A 17,912-nucleotide genomic window follows, 5' to 3' on the forward strand; every position below is an offset into this window, starting at 1 on the left:
CCGCCACCGAGCGCGGCACCACCACTCCCGGCACCCGAGTCACCTCCGCCCACCGCGGCACCCGCGTCACCTCGCTGCACCTGGGCACGCGGGTGACCCGGGGCACGCGTGTCACCGCGGGCACCCGGGTCACCTCTGCCTGAGCACTTCCCGCCCACCCGGCCGAACTTCAGGCGGCCTCACCGAGGTAGGGCAGCCAGAGCGGGTCGGCGTCCGTGACGCCTGCCAAGAGCCGCCAGTGCGGGCCGCGCGGCGCGGTGGGGACCACCCGCAGCCGCCAGCCCAGGTCAGCCAGCAGCTTGTCCGCCTTGCGGTGGTTGCACTTGGCGCAGCACGCGACGCAGTTCTGCCACGTGTGCTGCCCCCCGCGGCTGCGCGGGATCACGTGGTCTATCGTCTCCGCTCGACCACCGCAGTAGGCACAGCGGTAGCGGTCGCGGTGCATCAACCCCGCCCTGGTCAGCGGTACCCGCCCCCGGTAGGGGACGCGGACGTAGCTGCTGAGCCGGATGACTGACGGGACCTGCACGCTGGCCGTCGCCGAGTGCACGATCATGCCGGTCGGGTCACCGTGGACGACCTCCGCCTTGCCGCAGACCACGAGCACCACCGCGCGCCGCAGCGGCAGCGCGGTGAGGGGCTCGAAAGTGGTGTTGAGCAGCAGGACGCGACGCCTGCCCCAGGTGGGTGCGGGCGGTGGCAGCGCCATCGCCACGGGCGTGGGTAGCGGGGTCAGGGCCGCCGGGGCGGCGCGTGCGGACTCGACGGCAGTGCCCTGCGGCGGGCACAGCGTCGGCCGCGGCGCGAGCCCTGGGGGCGCGCCGCGGCGGGTCGGTTGTCGCTCTGGCACTCGACCACCTCCACCGGTGCTGCCTAAGTCGACCACACACCGGCCCCTTCGCGCACGTGTGTTCTCCCACGTGTCCGGCGATCATCCCCCGGAAGGCGCACACCACCGGCTTCGACGTCACCCGGAGTCGTCGCTATCGTCGGCGCCGATGAACGCCACGACCCTGACCCAGTTCCTGGACATGGAAGCCCCCACCTGCACCACCGAGGAAGGCACCTGGTGCGCCGAGGTGTGGCGGTTGACCCACAACGAGTGGTTGGCGGCCTCGGCGAGCTGGCTGGTGGCGAAGCCGCTGAAGATCCTGCTGATCGTGGCCGTGGCCGTCGTGATCCGGCTGCTGCTGCGGCGGCTGATCGAGCGCATCACCGCGGGCGACGGCAAGGTGCCCACCGTCCTGAAACCGCTCAAGGAACGGGCGCCCGGCGCCTTCGGGAGCCTGATTTCCGAACGCCGCGCGCAGCGGGCCAGGACGATCGGTTCGGTGCTCAAGTCGCTGGTCACGTTCATCGTCTACGGGTTGGCGTTCATCCTGACGCTCGGCGAGCTGGGGCTGAACCTGGGACCGATCATCGCCTCGGCCGGGATCGTCGGGGTGGCGCTGGGCTTCGGCGCGCAGAACCTGGTGAAGGACTTCCTGTCCGGGATCTTCATGATGCTGGAGGACCAGTACGGCGTCGGTGACGTCGTGGACGTCGGTGAGGCCAGCGGCACCATCGAGGCGGTCGGCCTGCGGGTGACCACGCTGCGTGACGTCAACGGGACGGTCTGGTACGTGCGCAACGGCGAGATCCTGCGGGTGGGCAACTCCAGCCAGGGCTTCGCGGTGGCGGTGGTGGACCTGCCGGTCGGCTACAGCGCCGACGTGGCCCAGGTGACCGAGCTGCTGGAGCGGGTCGCGGGCGAGGTCGTCGGCGAGGAGGGCGTGTCCGAGGACGTCATCGAGCCGCCGGTCGTGCTCGGGGTGGAGAAGGTGACCCCGGAGAGCCTGATCCTGCGGATGACGGTGAAGGTGCGCCCGGGCAGGCAGTGGGCGGTGCAGCGGGCGCTGCGGGCCCGCGCGCTGCGCGAGCTGGAGGCCGCCGACATCGCCCCGCCGATGGGCAGGCTGTTCCCCAACCAGACGCCCTGAGCGCCGGTGAGCGAGGATTGACCCCGTGGGCACACCCGAGAGCTTCTACGACGCCGTCGGCGGCGAGGCGACCTTCACCAGGATCGTGGCCCGGTTCTACGCCGAGGTCGAACGCGACGAGGTGCTGCGGCCGATGTACCCGGAACCGGAGCTGGCGGCGGCCGAGGAGCGGCTGCGGCTGTTCCTGATCCAGTACTGGGGCGGGCCGCACACCTACTCCGACCAGCGCGGGCACCCCCGGCTGCGGATGCGGCACAACCCGTTCACCATCGGCCCGATCGAGCGCGACGCCTGGCTGCGCTGCATGCGGATCGCGGTGGACGAGGAGCGGCTGCCCGAGCAGCAGCGGACCCAGCTTTGGCAGTACCTGGAAATGGCCGCCAACAGCATGATGAACAGCTGGGTCTGATCCGCTCACCGAGTGCGGCAAATCACCCCGGGCGCAACCGCAGTGATCGGTTTCCCCGGTGCGCCGGGCCGAGGACTGGCAGGATGGTCGACCGTGGGAGCAACCGCCGACGACGCCGCGGCGCCGCCGTGGTGGCGCGACGCGGTCTTCTACCAGGTCTACGTCCGCTCGTTCGCCGACTCCGACGGCGACGGGGTGGGAGACCTGGAGGGCATCCGGTCCCGCCTCGGTTACCTGGAGTTGCTCGGCGTCGACGCGCTGTGGCTGACCCCGTTCTTCACCTCACCGATGGCCGACCACGGCTACGACGTGGCGGACCCGCGCGACGTGGACCCGCTCTTCGGCGACCTCGAAGCGTTCGACCGGCTGGTGTCCGACGCGCACGACCACGGCATCCGGGTCACCATCGACCTGGTCCCGAACCACACCAGCGACCAGCACCCGTGGTTCCGGGCGGCGCTGCGCGGCGGCCCCGAGCGCGACCGCTACCACTTCCGCGACGGCCAGGGCCCCGACGGCTCCCGACCGCCGAACAACTGGACCAGCGTCTTCGGCGGCCCGGCGTGGACGCGCACCCCGGACGGCCAGTGGTACCTGCACCTGTTCGCCCCGGAGCAGCCCGACCTGAACTGGGACAACTCCGACGTGCGCGCGGACCTGGTGCGGACGCTGCGGTTCTGGCTCGACCGCGGCGTCGACGGCTTCCGCATCGACGTGGCGCACGGCATGGCGAAGGCGGCGGGCCTGCCCGACCTGGACCCGGCGGTGGTCCCGGTCCGGACCGGCGCGCACGCCCACCCGGAGGCCGACCCCCGGTTCGACAACGAGGACGTGCACGACATCCACCGGATGATCCGCCAGGTCGTCGACCGCTACCCGGACACGGTGACGGTCGGGGAGATCTGGGTGGAGACCGACGAGCGCTTCGCCCGCTACGTGCGCCCCGACGAGTTGCACCTGGGCTTCAACTTCAAGCTGGCGCTGACCGGGTTCGACGCCGACTCGGTGCGCCACACGGTGGAGAACTCCCTGGCCGCGGTGGCCGACTCGGGGGCGCCCCCGACCTGGACGCTGTCCAACCACGACGTCGAACGCCACGTCACCCGCTACGGCGACGGCGCGGCGGGCACCCGCCGGGCCCGGGCGATGGCCCTGGTGCAGTTGGCCCTGCCGGGCGTGACGTTCCTCTACAACGGCGAGGAATTGGGCCTGCCCAACGCCGACCTGCCGGACTGGGCGCTGCAGGACCCGATCTGGGAGCGCAGCGGCCGCACGGTCCGGGGCCGCGACGGCTGCCGCGTCCCGCTGCCCTGGGAGGGCGAGCCGCCCACCTTCGGCTTCTCCACCGGTGACCGCTCGTGGCTGCCGGTGCCCGCGGAGTGGGCGGGGTACACGGTGGAGTCGCAGTTGGAGGACCCGGCGTCGATGCTGTCGCTGTACCGGCACGCGCTGGAGGTCCGCAAGACCACGGAGGCGTTCGCGGGCACGGAGCTGGAGTGGTACGGGGCGCCGCCGGGGTGCTTCGCGTTCCGCCGCAAGGGCGGCGGTCTGATCTGCGCGCTGAACACCTCGGATGCCCCGGTGCCGCTGCCGCCCGGGCAGATCCTGCTGGCCAGCGGTCCGATGGCGGGCGAGGAACTCCCACCGGAGACCGCGGTCTGGCTCGTCTAGCCGGTCACCGGCCTGGCTCGTCCAACCGGAGACCGCGGTCTGGCTCGTCCGACCGGTCACCGGCCTGGCTCGTCCGACCGGTCGCCGGGGCGCCGCTCACTCGCCGAAACCCTCCGTGGCGACCGCCGCGAACAGGAGCGCGGGAACGCTGAGGTGGGCGACCTGCGCCGCGACTTCCCTGGCGCGCTCGGCCCGGGAGCGCTCGATCCGGATTTCCGGTTCCGGCTCACCGGGCGGCCGGTCACGGCGCCACTCCGAGCTGTCGGCGCCGGGGGTCGTCTCGTGCAGCCACTCGGCGGTGGGGTCGTCGCTCATACCGGTAAGACGTCCGAGGCGGTGGCGGGGATTCCGCTCACGCAGATCCGTAAGGATTCGGTCAGGAGAACTCAGACCAGCAGCGGCAGGAGGGCGTGCCTGCGCCGCACGACCGCGCCGTAGCGGGCGTCGAGGCGCAGCCACGAGTCGGTGGCGGTGACCCGGATGGTCTCGTCCTCGCCGTCGGTCAGGAACCCCATGCCGGAGAGCGCGAACAGGCAGCGCAGCGGCACCTTGATTTCCAGGCCGTCGCCGCTGACCGTCAGCACCGTCTGGTCGAGCAGCGAGGCGGGCGGCGTGCCCTGCGGCCCCACGTTCTCCCTGGCCACGGCGATGCCCTTGTCGGCGAGGTCGTTGACCAGCCTGGCGGGCAGGTGGTCGACCTGCTGCCAGTGCCGGGTGGGCGGCAGCGCCGAGCGCCACAGCATGTCCTGCGAGAGCCCCGGGTCCAGCCGGTCACCGCGCACGACGGCCAGGGTGGCCAGCAGCTCGTTGCCGGACACGGTCATGTCGCCGGGTTCCAGCGTCGCCCGCGCCGACCGGGTCGCCAGCACGTCGAACGGCGTGGAGGTCCACGCGTCGACCAGCCCGCCCTCGCGCGCCTTGAGCCGCACGACGGCCTGCTGGTCCAGCCGCACCGCCCTGGCCACGAAGGCACCCAGGTCGGACCGCTCGTCGGGGTCGGCGAAAACCAGCTCAGGCACTGTTGTTCCCGTCCTCGGGCACGGTGTTGTGCCAGGTGCTGAGGAACTCGCGCTCCCCCTGGCTGATCCGCCGCGGCTTCTGCGCCACGAAGTCGAACGGCGCCAGCGTCGTCGAGGCGGTCACCGCCACCGGGTCGTCCTCGGTGGGACCACTGCGCACCCGGTAGTCGAGCACGAAGTACGCCGACCGGATCTCCCGCACCGAGATCTCCACCCGCAGCGTGGTGCCGAAGGCGAACAGCGGGGCCTTGTACTGCACGTCCAGCCGCGCGACGACCAGTCCCTTGGCCAGGTCCTCGGTCCCGTAGGCGGCAGCCTCCCTGAACAGCATGTCGCCGCGGGCCTCTTCGAGGAGCGTGACGGTCCGGGCGTGGTTCACGTGCCCGTACATGTCCATGTCCGACCACCGCGGCCGCACCTCAGCCACAAACGCACCCACCCGCGACCTCCCGCACGTCACCCAAACCCCCCGAACCCTAGCGGCGCGGACCGCCCCCGTGGGCAACCGGGGGAAGGCGCGGGGGTCCGGCGGTGTGGCGACAGAAGCGGTGCGGAACCAGGTCTTGGTCAGCGGCGACCAGGAGGCGTTCGCGGATCAGGTAATCCGGGAGCTCGTGGCGGTGCCCCACGGGCTCACCCCAGATCTCGGTGACCACCTCGTTCAGGGCGCGCTCCAGCGCCGTGTGGGAGGTGAGGCCCATGCAGAGGCGAGTCTGCCTCCGCTCCAACGGTTTCGGCGACTCGACACCGGGGGTGAAGTACTCGCGGTAGTGGGCGGCGAGGACGGCCCGGTGGCGGGGTTTGCGGCCGAAGAGGAGTTGGACGCGCACGGCGGCGCCCGACAGGCCGATGCTGGTCTCGGGCCCGGTGATCGCCTCAGGGACCTCCGCGGACGCCGTCGGCGGAGTGGAGACGAGAACGCGGACCCGGTGGCCTCCGACGGTGACCTCGGACTCCCCATCCGGCAGCGGGAAGGCGCAGCGCTCGCCGACGGTGAAGCGGCGACCCTCCGTCGTGGCGTAGACGACCACCGGAGCGGCGTTGTCCTGGCCGTTGACCAACCACCACTGTCCACCCATGTGGCGCAGCGCAGGAGCACTCGGGGTGCGGGAGAGGCGTTCATCGGCCCCACCACTGAGGAAGTCGCGGTCGAGCGAGAGGCGATCGGCGGCGGTCAAGGTGCGCTCGGGGCGGGCGTGGAAGTCCACGGTCAGCTCCGCCGCGGAATCTCCGGTCGGGCCCGATGCCGACCCGCTGATCGAGTCCACCATCGGGGCGCCAACCGGATCTGCCATCAGATCGGCAGCCGAATCCGCCATCCGGCCGTCCATCCGTCCCGCCGTTTGGTCGCCAACCGTGCCCGCCATCTGGCGGCAGGCCCGAACGGCCATCTGGTCGCCAGCCGAAGCCACCACCCGCCCCCCTGTTGGATCTGCCGTCGACCTGCCGGTCGGTTCCACCGTGGACTCGCCGGTCGAGTCCGCCGTCGACTCGCCGTTCGAGTCTGCCGCGGGGTGCTCGGTGGTCAACCCTGCCACGGGGTGACCTCGGCGACGACGACGGTGACGTTGTCGCGGGCACCCGCGGCGCAGGCGGATTCGACGAGCATCCGGGCGACGTCCGCCGGCGGGGAGGGGCGGAGGGAGTCGAGCAGGGTGACGACGGCCTCCATGCCCAGGGCGTCGAAGAGACCGTCGCTGCTGAGCAGGTAGCGGGTGCCCGGCGCAGCGGGGTGGGACCACAGCTCCGGTTCGACGGTGGGCCCCATGCCGACGGCGCGCATGAGGGCGGAGCGGTTGGGGTGGCGGGCACCCTCCTCCGGGGTGATGTGGCCGCCCGCCACCAGCTCCTCGGCGAGGGTGTGCGCGCGACCCAGGCGGGTGACCCGGTCGGTCTGCACGAGGGTGAAGCTGTCGCCGACGTGGGCGCCGCGCACCTCCCACCCAGCCGGTCCGGGCACCAGGGCGGCGATGTCGACGGTGGTGGCCATGCCCGCGGTGGCCGGGTCGGCCTCGGCGTGCGCGACGACGGCCGAGTTGGCCCGTTCGGCCAGCAGGGCCGGGTCGGTGTCCGGTCCGGCGTCGACCACGGCCCGCACGGCGACGGCCGAGGCGACCTCGCCCGCCGGGGCTCCGCCGACGCCGTCGGCGACGACCAGGAGGCGGGGATCGGCGTGCGCGGAGTCCTGGTTGGTTTCCCGCCCACCCAGCGCGGTGAAGGCGGCCGCCATGAAACGCATCTGCATGGGTCCACCGTGCCGGCGCGGCGGTGTGCCCGACAGGGGGAGGGCTCTCCCCGAGACCGTTTGCCCATCCGACCCGACCCCCTTGATCAACCGGCTTGATCAACCGGACGAGGTCCGCCGTGCCGAACCTCGCCTCGAAGCGCTGAACGCCTCGTACAACCAAGCTATCGGCGCACAGTGCGCCGCGCAACGCACGAAAGAGTGAATGCGCTGCGCACTGTTCGGCTATACCGTGGAGGCATGCCGTCAGACACGACCCGCCGCAAGCGCCAGCTCGGGCGCTTCATGGAGTCGATCCGCAAGCGCCACGAGCCCGCCATGCTCCCGGAGGCCCTGGCCGACTCGGTGGAGACCTCCCGGGCGACCATCTCCCGGATGGAGAACGGGTTGCAGGTGCCGAACAAGCACCTGTTCATCGCGATCCTGGGCGCCCTCGGAGCCAACACGGAGGAGCGCTTCGAGGCCCTGCTGCTGTGGACGCACGCCAAGCAGAGCACCGTGCGCATCGAGCACGCCACCGACTTCCCACCGGAGTACGTGGCGTTCCGCCGCGACGAGACGCAGGCGCTGGCCGAACTGACGATCGACTACACCACCCTGCCCGGCCTGCTCCAGACCGCCGACTACGCCAGGGCGGTCGCCGAGGCCTCCCGGCTGCTCGGCGGGCACGACAGCGCGTGGAGTGAGCGCGCGGGCGAGGAACGCGCGGCTCGGCAACGGCTCCTGCTCAGGGAAGACCCGCTCCGACTGCACGCGCTCGTCAGCGAAGCCGCGCTGCACCTCCGGGTGGGCGGCCCGGAGGTGATGGCGGAGCAGTTCGAGCACCTGCTGGCGATGGTGGAACTGGAGAACGTGACCTTCCAGGTCGTCCCGTTCCGCGCGGGCGCGTTCGGCCCGATGAACGGACCACTGGTCATCCTGGAGTTCGACAACGACGCGGAGAACCCGTACTCGGTCTACCTGGAGTACCCGACGGGCGGCAAGACCGTGGAGCGCGAGCCGGACGTCTCGTCGTTCACCACCCTGTTCGGCGCTGTGCGCGAACTCGCTGTCTCGGAAGAAGAAACGGTCCGCCTCGTGCGCGCCGAACTCGAGAAGACCGGGAGCTGACGGTGGACGGGCGCGGGAACGGCCTCGGTGACGGGAACGCCCGGGCGGAATCGCGGACCACGCTCGGGGAGACCGGTGTCGGAACTCTGAGAGCCCGACGACCGGCCGCCTCCGCTTCGGCAGGACCGCGGTCGCCGCGTGCCCGGTGGGCGCCGAGGGCCCACCCGCTGGGCGGGCTCCCGGACACGGCGCCCGGGAGCCCGTCCGGCTCAGCGGACCATGCTGCGCAACTGCCGGGCCGCCACCGACAGGGTGGCGAGGTCGAGCCTGCCCGACGCCCGGATCTCCTCCAGGGCCACCCGGGACCGGGCCAGCCGCGAGGCGTTGGCCTGTTCCCACACGGTGATCTTCTCCGCCGCTGGCACCCCCGGGTCGGCTTGGGCGAGCACGTCCAGCGTGATCGCCCGCAACGACCCGTACAGGTCGTCGCGCAGTGCCAACCGGGCCAGCGCGTGCCAGCGGTTCCCGCGCTCCAGCGCGCTGATCGATGTCAGCAGCACGTCGAAGTCGAGGTGGTCCGACAGCGCGTAGTACAACTCCGCCGTCTCCAGCCCACTGCGCTCCGCGTCCACCCCACCGTCCTGTTCGGACAGCTCGGCGGCTTCCGTCACGTCCAGCAGGGCGTAGGCGTCGAGCAGCGTCGCCACCCGGCGGGCCAGGTCGGCGGGGACACCGGCGGCGACCATGCGCTGGGCATCGGCCTCGGCTTCCACGCGCGCCTGGCCCCGCAGCAGCCCCGGGACCTCGGCGAGCAGCGACTGCACGGACTCGCGGAAGCGGGTGATCTCCGCCCCCACCGCCAGTGGCTGCGGGCGGTTCGACAGCAGCCACCGGGCCGCGCGGTCGAGCACCCGGCGGGTCTCCAGCACCATGCCGTCGGCGACGTCGGTCGGGACCACGTTGTCCAGCGCGTCGATCTCGCGCCAGATGGCCGGGAGGTCGAAGATCCTGGTCACCGCCGCGAACGCGCGCACCACGTCGGTGGCGCTGGCGTTGAGCTCCTCGGCCAGGCGGAACGCGTACGTCACGCCCGCGCCGTCGACGACCTCGTTGACCAGCAGCGTCGTGATGATCTGCCGGTGCAGCGGGTGCGCTCCGATGGCCGGGCCGAACCGCTCGCGCAGCTGCGACGGGAAGTAGTCCGGCAGCCTGCGGGCGAACACGTCCTGCTCGGGCAGGTCCGAGGTGAGCACCTGCTCCTTGAGCGCCAGCTTCACGTGCGCCATCAGGGTGGCCAGCTCGGGCGAGGTCAGCCCCTCCCCAGCCTTGTCCATGGCCCGGAACCGCTCGCGGGTCGGCAGCGCCTCCAGGCGGCGGTCGAGGCCCGTGTCGCGCTCCAGGGCGTCCACCAGCCGCGCGTGCACCGGCACCATCGCGGCGGCGTGCGCCCGGCCCGCGCCGAGCACGGCGTTCTGCCGGTAGTTGTCGGCGAGGACGAGCTGGCCGACCTCGTCGGTCATCTCGGCGAGCAACGCATCGCGCTGCTCGCGGCCCAGGGCGCCGTCGCGGACCAGGTGGTCGAGCAGGATCTTGATGTTGACCTCGTGGTCGGAGCAGTCCACCCCCGCGGAGTTGTCCAGCGCGTCGGTGTTGATCTTCCCGCCGCGGGCGGCGAACTCGATCCGGCCGCGCTGGGTCAGGCCCAGGTTACCGCCCTCGCCGACCACCTTGACCCGCAGCGCGGCCCCGTCGACGCGCAGCGCGTCGTTGGCCTTGTCGCCCACGTCGGTGTGCGACTCCGTGCTGGCCTTGACATAGGTGCCGATGCCGCCGTTCCACAGCAGGTCGACCTCGGCCAGCAGCACGGCCTTCATCAGTTCCTGCGGCGAGAGCTTGCCGACGTCCTCGGGCAGGCCCAGCGCCCTGGCCGCCCGCGGGCTGACTGGGATCGACTTGAGCGACCGCGGCCAGACACCGCCGCCCTCGCTGATCAGCGCCCGGTCGTAGTCGTCCCAGGACGACCGCGGCAGCTCGAACAAGCGCTTGCGCTCGGCGAAGGCCTCGGCCGTGCTCGGCTCGGGGTCGATGAAGATGTGCCGGTGGTCGAAGGCCGCGACCAGGCGGATGTGCTCCGAGAGCAGCATCCCGTTGCCGAAGACGTCACCGGACATGTCGCCCACGCCGACCACGGTGAACGGCTCGCTCTGGGTGTTGATCCCCAGCTCGCGGAAGTGGCGCTTGACCGCCTCCCACGCGCCCTTGGCGGTGATGCCCATGGCCTTGTGGTCGTAGCCGACGGAACCGCCGCTGGCGAACGCGTCGCCCAGCCAGAAGCCGTAGGACGCCGCGACCTCGTTGGCGATGTCGGAGAAGGTCGCGGTGCCCTTGTCGGCGGCGACCACCAGGTAGGTGTCGTCGCTGTCGTAGCGGACCACGTCCGGCGCCGGGATCGTCTCGCCCTGGTGCAGGTTGTCGGTCAGGTCGAGCAGGCCGGAGATGAACATCCGGTAGCAGGCGATGCCCTCGGCCATGAAGGACTCGCGGTCCAGGCTCGGGTCACCGGTGGGGGTGATCGGGCGCTTGACGACGAACCCGCCCTTCGCGCCGACCGGCACGATGACCGCGTTCTTCACCGCCTGCGCCTTGACCAGGCCGAGCACCTCCGTGCGGAAGTCCTCCCGGCGGTCCGACCAGCGCAGCCCGCCGCGCGCGACCGCACCGAAGCGCAGGTGCACGCCCTCGACGCGGGGCGAGCAGACGAAGATTTCGAACCGCGGCCGCGGTTCCGGCAGCTCCGGGATCGCCCGCGGCTCGAGCTTGACCGCCAGGTACGGGCGGGGATCACCGTTCTCGTCGCGCACGTGGTAGTTGGTGCGCAGGGTCGCCCGGATGACCGTGAGCAGGCTGCGCAGGATGCGGTCCTCGTCGAGGCTGGTGACCTCGTCGATCATCGCGGTGATCTCGGTGGCCTGGGTGGCGGCGCTGCCGAGGCGGGACTGCTCGGACAGCGCCGGGTCGAACGAGGTCTCGAACAGCCGCACCAGCGCGGTCGCCACGTTGGTGTGGGCGAGGACGGCGTCGGCGATGTAGGTCTGGCTGTGCGGGGTGCCCGCCTGGCGCAGGTAGCGCGAATAGGCGCGCAGCACCGAGGCCTGCCGCCAGGTCAGACCGGCGCGCAGCACCAGGGCGTTGAACTTGTCGGCCTCGGCGTCACCGCGCCACATGGCGGCAAAGGCGTTCTGGAAGTCGTCCTTGAGCTGGTCGATGTCCTCTTCGCCGCGCGCCTCGAGCACCACCGGGTCGATGCGCAGGCCGAAGTCGTAGATCCACCACGGGCTTCCGCCGTCGTTGCGCAGCTCGTACGGGCGTTCGTCGACGACGGTGACCCCCATGCGCTGCAACATGGGCAGCACGTGGGAGAGGGTGACGCCCTTGCCGGAGAGGTAGAGCTTGAACCGCCGCTCCCCCGGCTCCGGGTTCTCCGGGACGTAGAAGGACATCCGCAGGTCGGTGTCGGACTTGAGGTCCTGCAGCTCGCGGAGGTCGGCGAGGGCGACAGCGGCGCTGAAGTCCTCCTTGTAGGCCTCAGGGAAGATCGCGGCGTAGCGCTGGCCCTGTTCGGTGGCCGATTCGGCGCCGACCGCCCCGCCGCTGTCGACCCGGCTGCGCTGCTCACCGAGCAGCGCCTCGACCATCAGGTCGTCCCAGCCGCGGACGGCCTCGGTCAGCCGCTCCTGGATGCGGGTGACGTCGGGTTCCACCGCGCGACCGGGGTCGGTGTGGACGATGAAGTACACCTGCGCCAGCGGGGTCTCGCCGACGCGGGTGCTGAACTCCAGGTTCGTGCCTGCCAACTCGTCGAGCAGGACCTCCTGCATGGCGATGCGCGAGGTGGTCGTGTAGCGGTCGCGCGGCAGGAACACCAGGCAGGAGAAGAACCGGTTGTAGGCGTCGCGGCGCAGGAACAGGCGCAGCCTGCGGCGGTCGGCCAGCGCGATGACACCGGTGGCGGTGGCGTAGAGGGCGTCGGTGCTGGTGGAGAACAGCTCGGCGCGCGGCCAGTTCTGGATGACCTCCAGCATGCGCTGCCCGGAGTAGGACTCCATCGGGAAGCCCGCCTGGTGGATCACGTTGCGCACCCGGCGCGCCACCACGGGGATGTCGAGGACGTCCTCGTGCAGGGCGGTCGTGGTGAACACACCGAGGAAGCGGTGCTCGCCGGTGACCTCGCCCCGCTCGTTGAAGATCTTGACGCCGACGTAGTACGGGTAGGTCGACCGGTGCACTGTGGACGGTGCGCTGGCCTCGGTGAGCACCAGCAGCTTCGGCGCCAGCGCGTGCGCCACGGCGTCCGGGCCCGCGGTGAGGCTGCGCGCGGCGAGGCTGTCCTGGCGGAGCACGCCGAGACCGCTGGCCAGCACGGCGCGCAGGGCGGGCTCCCCCTCGCCGTCGGGGTGCACCAGGTCGTTGCGGCGGTAACCGAGGAAGGTGAAGTGGCCGTCGGCCAACCAGCGCAGCAGCGCGGCGCCGTCGGCGATCTCCTCGCTGTCCTCCAGCGGCGGCGGGGTGTTCTCCAGCTCGTCGGCCAGCGCCCGGGCGGTCCCGGCCATCCGGTCGGTGTCCTCGACGACCTCGCGGACGTCGTTGAGCACGGTCAGCAGGCCGTTCTCGATCTCCCGCGCCCGGCCGCCGTCGGTCACCAGGTCGATGACCTCGATGTACATCCAACTCTCGGCGAAGGCGTCGTCCGGCGGCTGGATCGGGTCGGCGGTGGGCAGCACCTCGCGCAGCGCCCCCGCCACATCGCGGCGGACCACGACGATCGGGTGCACGACCCGCTGCACCTGCACACCGCAGCGCACCAGTTCCGCGGACACGGACTCGACGAGGTAGGGCATGTCGTCGGTCACCAACTGCACGACGGTGCCGTTCGAGGTCCACCCGTCGGCACCGGAGTTGGGGTTGAGCAGCCGCACGGAGGGCCGCCCGGGAACCCGGCGCTCGGCCAGGTCCGCGTGCGATCGCACGGCACCGACGAGGTCCACCGGGTCGTCCCCGACGACCTCCTCCGGTGGGATGTAGCGGTAGTAGAGGCGGATCAGGTCGGCGATGTCGGGTGCCTGCCCTGCCGCGCGCTCGATGAGGTCGTCGCGGTTCTGCTCGGGGCTGCTGATGGTGACCGGTCGCCCCGTCGACTCCGGGCCGTCAGCGCTGACGGCTCTGTCGAGGCGGGTCGAGTAACCAGTCGAGGTCATGGTTTTTCAGCTCCACATCGGTGGTGGCACGCCGGTGTGCCACCTACGGCTCGCGCGTGATGTTACGCCTGATGCCCCGATCTTCCGGCGAATCACCGGAGTCGCGGGGTTGTCGAGCGGGTTTCCGTTGCAGGTCGCCTGCATGCGGCGGATTTCGGTCATCCGCTGTCGAAGTCGGCCGGGGCCCACTCCGAGGAGCGGTGCCTGCCGTGATCATCACCGGCGTCGGCCTTTCGGCCGGTACCGGCGTCGGTGTCGGCGCTCCGGCCGACTCCACGGCCGGTGTCGCGCTCGGGTCGGGCGGATTCGGCCGGGGTCGGGTCGGTGTGCTCGGGATCGGCGGCCCGAGCGTCATCCGCCCAGGCGGACCTGTTGCGGTCACCCTCGGGCCGGGTGGCCTGGAAGGCGACCATCGCCTCGGCGAGGAGGTCGGCGAGGCCGCTGGAGGCGGTGCGCTCGCGCCTACCGCCCCGGCGGGGTGGCAGGTCCGGGGGGCGGACCTCGGGGCCGTGCAGGGGCCCGAGGGAATCGGCGGGGGTGGCCTCGGCGGGACGCGGGAGACCGCGAAGCCGGGCGGAGAAGTCGATGGCACGGCGGTCAGCGAGGCTGGCGACGTTGTCGGGGATCGCCGGGGACTCGGGATCGGCCTGCGGTTCGAGGGCGGCCGGGGATTCGAGAGTGGGCTGTGCACCTGCCGTCGAATCGGCCGAGGAGCCCGCCACGGCGTCAACGCCGGGGTCGCGCTCGGCTTCGGTGCCCGGAGCAGCCTGGGAGGTGGTCGCGCGATCGGTTCCAGTGGTGGCATACGCGGCGGAGAGTGGGTCCAAGCCGGGAACGACCGGGGAGGCGGACGCACGATTGGAGTCAGGCCCGTTCCGGGAGGTGGACGCGGCATCGGAGCCGAGAGGAGTCGGGGCAGCCGGTGTGGAATCCGAGCCGGAGGTTGCCCGGAAGGCCGGTGCGGCATCCGATCCAGGGATGGTCCGGAAACCTGACTCGACGCCCGAACCGGAGGTGGTCTCGAAACCTGACCCGGCGCCCGTTTCGAGGCTGGGCCGGAAACCTGACCTGGTGTCCGATTCGGGGCTGGGCCGGAAACCTGTTCCAGCGCCCGAACCGGAGTTGGACTGAGAAGTTGGCCCGATGTCCGAACCGGAGTTGGACCCAGCAGTTGATCCGGTGTCCGATCCGGGGGTGGTGCGGGGGGTGGCATCCGGGTCCGCGCCGGGGTCGGTGCGGGAGTCGCCGATGGGTTCGTCGTGGCCCGGGGGCGGTTCGACCTCGGGTGCGGCGGGACGCGGGTCCGGGGAGGGGATCTCATCAGGTTCGGGCGGGCTGGGGATGGTGGCCTCGGGCGGGGCGGCGGGTGCTTCGTCCTGTGCCCGGCGACGGCTGCGGCGGGCGGGGATCACACCGAAGCGGTTGAGGACCAAACGGGCGGCGCTGGGCTCATCGGACTGGGTAGCGCTGGACTGGGCAGCGCTGGACCTGTCCGGTGCGGTGGCGGAGATGCCTGCCTCGGTGTCCGGGGGTAGGGAGTCCCAGTGCTTGGTGAGGGCGTCGGCGCCTGCCGGTGGGGGGATGGCTGCTTCGGCGGAACCGGTGTCGATGTCGGCGGCGCTCGCGTGGCGGGTGCCGCCGAAGCGAACCTCCCCGACGGGGAAGTCACGCAGCAACGACTGGACGTCAACCGGTCCCATCGGTGTGGTGTGCGGCGCAGGAGCCGCTGACTCAGCGGGAGACTGCGTGGCCACCGAGCCTGCTGGGGTGACGTCTGGTGGAGGAACAGCCGACTCAGCGGGGGATTCCGGGGCGATGGGGCCTGTCGGAGTGGTGTCCGACGCAGGGTTGACCGGCGTGGGAGGGAGATGAGCAGTGGTGGGACCTGTCGGAGTGGTACCCGATGCGGGGGTGGTCGATCCGGCAGGGGACCGCACGTTGGCGAGGCCTGCGGAGGTGCCGTCGGCGGCAAGAAGGTCGGGGTTCGCCGCGAACTCGGCGGCTGGGGTGGTGGTGCCTGCGGCGAACTCAGTGGCGGCGGGGGTGGTGAGGCCCGTGGCGGACTCGGTGACGGCGGTGCCCGCGGCGGACTCGGTGGCGGTGGGGGTGGTGGGGCTCGCGACGGACTCGGTGGTGTGGGTGTCGGGTTCGGGAGCACCCGCGCGGCGGGTGCCGCCGAGGCGGACCTCTCCGCTGTCGAACTTGCGGAGCACGGACTGGACGTCGAGGGGACCGCCGACCGCCGGATCGCTGTTCGGGCTGGCGACGGCGTCCTGGCCGCGACGGCGGACTCCCGCGGTGTCGGCGCGGCGGGTCTGGGGATCGACCTTGCCGCTGACCTGCTGCACCCGGCGGCGGAGTTCGGCGGTGTCGAACCGGCGCAGGGCGGAGCGGGCGTCGACGGTCTCCCCGGAGGCGGCTTGGGCGCGACGTCGGAGGCGGTCGGTGTCGTTGGTACCACCGTCGGTGCCGGTGCGGTCGGCGGCGCGGCGGGCGCCCCCACCGCTCTCCGCGCGGCGGCGGAGTCCACCGGTGTCGGCCCGGGAACCACGCCCCGCGACCCGCCGGATCTCGGCAGTGTCGAAACGGCGGAGGATGGCCTGCGCATCCGTGCCGTCGGCGGCACCGGCCTCGTGCCGAGCCCCGACAGCGTCGGCAGCGGCACCATCGCGCGCCGCGACACCGTGCTGGGCGGCACCGCCGGCGTGCTCGGCACCGGCGCCGGGCTGGGCGACACCCGCCCCGTGTCGAGCGCCGCCAGCATCAGCGCCAGCGCCTTGCTGGGCGGGAACACTGTGCTGCCCAGCAACGCCATACTGAGCGATACCCGCCTCGTGCCGAGCGGCGCCAGCATCAGCGCCAGCAGCGCCGTGCTGGGCGGCAACACCCTGCTGGGCGATACCCGCCTCGTGCCGAGCGGCGCCAGCAGCACCATGCTGGGCGGCAGCACCCTGCTGAGCGACACTGGCCTCGTGCCGGGCGCCGCTGGTGTCGGCAGTGGCGGCACTGTGCTGCGCTGCACCAACGGCGTGCTGGGCGGCGCCAGTGTCGGGTCGGGCATCGGCGGTAGCGGCATGGTGCTGGGCGGTACCAGTGGTGTGTCGGGCACCAGCGGTGGCATCGTGTTGGCTGGCACCGGTTTCATGTCGAGCGCTGGCGGTGTTGGCGCCGTGCTGAGTGGGGCCGGTGTTGTGTCGGGCGCCAGCGGTGCCGTGCTGCGCGGCAACACCGGGCTGGGTGGTCGTGGCGGGTTGGGTGGCGTCGGTCTCGCGGCGGGTGCTGGTGGTGTTCGCGAGGGTGGCGCCGTGTTGCGCGGTCACGCCGTGCTGGGTGGGGTCGGCCTCGTGCCGGGCGCCTGCGGGGTCGGGTGGGGTGGGGTCGGCGCCGTGGCGTGGGGTGGTGCTGGTTTCGTGGCGGTCGGTGGTGGGTCGGTGGTGGGTCGCTGCGGCGTTGCGGCGGGAGGGGGTTGGGTTGGAGGTGGGGATTTCCGGTGGGAGGGCAGTCGGGTCCTCGCCGCCGAAGGGGAGGTCTTCGGCTCGGCGCCTGCCGCCGCTGGGGGGGTTGCCGGTGAGGCCGGAGCGCGACAGCACGGCGGCGACGTCGGAGCCGATGCTGGGGGCGGCCAGATCGGCGGGTGAGGGCCTGCGGATCTCCTGGCTCGCCCGGCGGGAAGCTCGTCTGCCGAGTGTGCCGGGGGGCGGGATGCGGTGCACGGACCAATCAGGCGGGTGTCCCTGCACCGCAAAGGGATCAGCGGTGTGACCGCCGGTGGCGCCGCTCCCATCGGTTGCCTCGCCTCGACCGGACCGCTCGGCCTCGGCAGGCCCGGTCGAAGCAGAACCTGGGGCAACAAGACCTGGTGCGCTGGGAGTCGGCGCAGTGGGCTCTGGCGCAGGCGAACCGGCACCGGACCACGATGCGGCGAAGTCTTCGGGCTCGGCGCCGCCCGGCCGAACGGTGGTCGAACCCGATGGCGAATCACCTACACCGGACCACGACGCGGGTGGAACTGCGGACTCGGTGGCGCCCGGTCGAGCAGCGGTCGGACCCGATGGCGAATCATCGACACCGGACCACAGGGCGGGCGGGGCCTCGGGCTCGGTGGCGCTGGATCGGGCGGTGGTGGAGGCGGGCGCGGGTCCGGTGGTGCTGGACCACGAGACTGCGAAGTCACCGGGGTCTGTGGTGGTGGGTTGCGCGGCAGTGGACCCCGGGGGCGGGCCGGTGGCGGGGTCGAGGTTGTCTGGTCCGAAGTGGACGTTTTCGGCGGGGGTGGGGGTGCCG

General features: G+C 72.1%; 13 protein-coding genes. 5 read left to right on the forward strand and 8 right to left on the reverse strand.

Annotation, left to right across the window (positions count from 1 at the left end; genetic code table 11):
• Positions 1-169: 169 nt before the first annotated feature.
• Positions 170-736 (reverse strand): HNH endonuclease, encoded by a 567-nt coding sequence (locus UO65_RS01385; RefSeq protein ID WP_374201882.1) that lies wholly within the window; start codon positions 734-736, stop codon positions 170-172.
• Positions 737-998: 262 nt separating this feature from the next.
• Here UO65_RS01385 and UO65_RS01390 point away from each other — a divergent pair, with 262 nt between their 5' ends.
• The 3 genes from UO65_RS01390 (at position 999) to UO65_RS01400 (ending at position 4,059) form a co-directional block, all read left to right on the forward strand.
• Positions 999-1,979, forward strand: coding sequence for a mechanosensitive ion channel family protein (locus UO65_RS01390; RefSeq protein WP_200873271.1), 981 nt, complete (start codon positions 999-1,001; stop codon positions 1,977-1,979).
• A gap of 25 nt (positions 1,980-2,004) precedes the next feature.
• On the forward strand, positions 2,005-2,388 hold the full coding sequence (locus UO65_RS01395; RefSeq protein ID WP_035277914.1) for a globin: 384 nt from the start codon (positions 2,005-2,007) through the stop codon (positions 2,386-2,388).
• A 93-nt stretch (positions 2,389-2,481) separates the two neighbouring features.
• Entirely contained in the window at positions 2,482-4,059 is a 1,578-nt protein-coding gene (locus tag UO65_RS01400) for a glycoside hydrolase family 13 protein (protein ID WP_035277915.1), read from the forward strand.
• A 96-nt stretch (positions 4,060-4,155) separates the two neighbouring features.
• On the opposite strand, the gene UO65_RS01405 is transcribed toward UO65_RS01400, so the two are convergent.
• The 5 genes from UO65_RS01405 to UO65_RS01425 form a co-directional block, all read right to left on the reverse strand.
• Entirely contained in the window at positions 4,156-4,374 is a 219-nt protein-coding gene (locus UO65_RS01405) for a hypothetical protein (RefSeq protein WP_035277916.1), read from the reverse strand.
• A 71-nt stretch (positions 4,375-4,445) separates the two neighbouring features.
• The gene (locus UO65_RS01410; RefSeq protein WP_035277917.1) at positions 4,446-5,078 is read right to left on the reverse strand and encodes a hypothetical protein; all 633 of its coding nucleotides are present in this window, start codon (positions 5,076-5,078) and stop codon (positions 4,446-4,448) included.
• The gene (locus tag UO65_RS01415) at positions 5,071-5,475 is read right to left on the reverse strand and encodes an acyl-CoA thioesterase (RefSeq protein WP_052020417.1); all 405 of its coding nucleotides are present in this window, start codon (positions 5,473-5,475) and stop codon (positions 5,071-5,073) included. Before UO65_RS01415 ends, UO65_RS01410 begins: the two co-directional genes overlap by 8 nt.
• 79 nt (positions 5,476-5,554) lie before the next feature.
• The gene (locus UO65_RS01420) at positions 5,555-6,373 is read right to left on the reverse strand and encodes a hypothetical protein (RefSeq protein WP_152551923.1); all 819 of its coding nucleotides are present in this window, start codon (positions 6,371-6,373) and stop codon (positions 5,555-5,557) included.
• A gap of 230 nt (positions 6,374-6,603) precedes the next feature.
• Positions 6,604-7,323, reverse strand: coding sequence for a PP2C family protein-serine/threonine phosphatase (locus UO65_RS01425; RefSeq protein WP_052020419.1), 720 nt, complete (start codon positions 7,321-7,323; stop codon positions 6,604-6,606).
• 240 nt (positions 7,324-7,563) lie between these two features.
• Between UO65_RS01425 and UO65_RS01430 the strand changes: the two genes are divergently transcribed.
• Entirely contained in the window at positions 7,564-8,433 is an 870-nt protein-coding gene (locus UO65_RS01430; RefSeq protein WP_035277921.1) for a helix-turn-helix domain-containing protein, read from the forward strand.
• A gap of 209 nt (positions 8,434-8,642) precedes the next feature.
• Here the strand turns inward: UO65_RS01430 and UO65_RS01435 are convergent, their stop codons facing one another.
• Together UO65_RS01435 and UO65_RS01440 are read right to left on the reverse strand one after the other, a co-directional pair.
• A complete protein-coding gene (locus tag UO65_RS01435; RefSeq protein WP_035277923.1) occupies positions 8,643-13,628 on the reverse strand; it encodes an NAD-glutamate dehydrogenase in 4,986 nt (1,661 codons plus the stop codon).
• A gap of 158 nt (positions 13,629-13,786) precedes the next feature.
• On the reverse strand, positions 13,787-14,350 hold the full coding sequence (locus UO65_RS01440; protein ID WP_035277924.1) for a hypothetical protein: 564 nt from the start codon (positions 14,348-14,350) through the stop codon (positions 13,787-13,789).
• Positions 14,351-15,763: 1,413 nt separating this feature from the next.
• Between UO65_RS01440 and UO65_RS01445 the strand changes: the two genes are divergently transcribed.
• Positions 15,764-17,266: a hypothetical protein gene (locus UO65_RS01445; protein ID WP_035277925.1), complete on the forward strand. Its 1,503-nt coding sequence runs from the start codon at positions 15,764-15,766 to the stop codon at positions 17,264-17,266.
• The last annotated feature ends 646 nt before the right edge of the window (positions 17,267-17,912 follow it).

The sequence above is a fragment of the Actinokineospora spheciospongiae genome (assembly GCF_000564855.1).
In the GTDB taxonomy this organism is placed as follows: Bacteria; Actinomycetota; Actinomycetes; order Mycobacteriales; family Pseudonocardiaceae; genus Actinokineospora; species Actinokineospora spheciospongiae.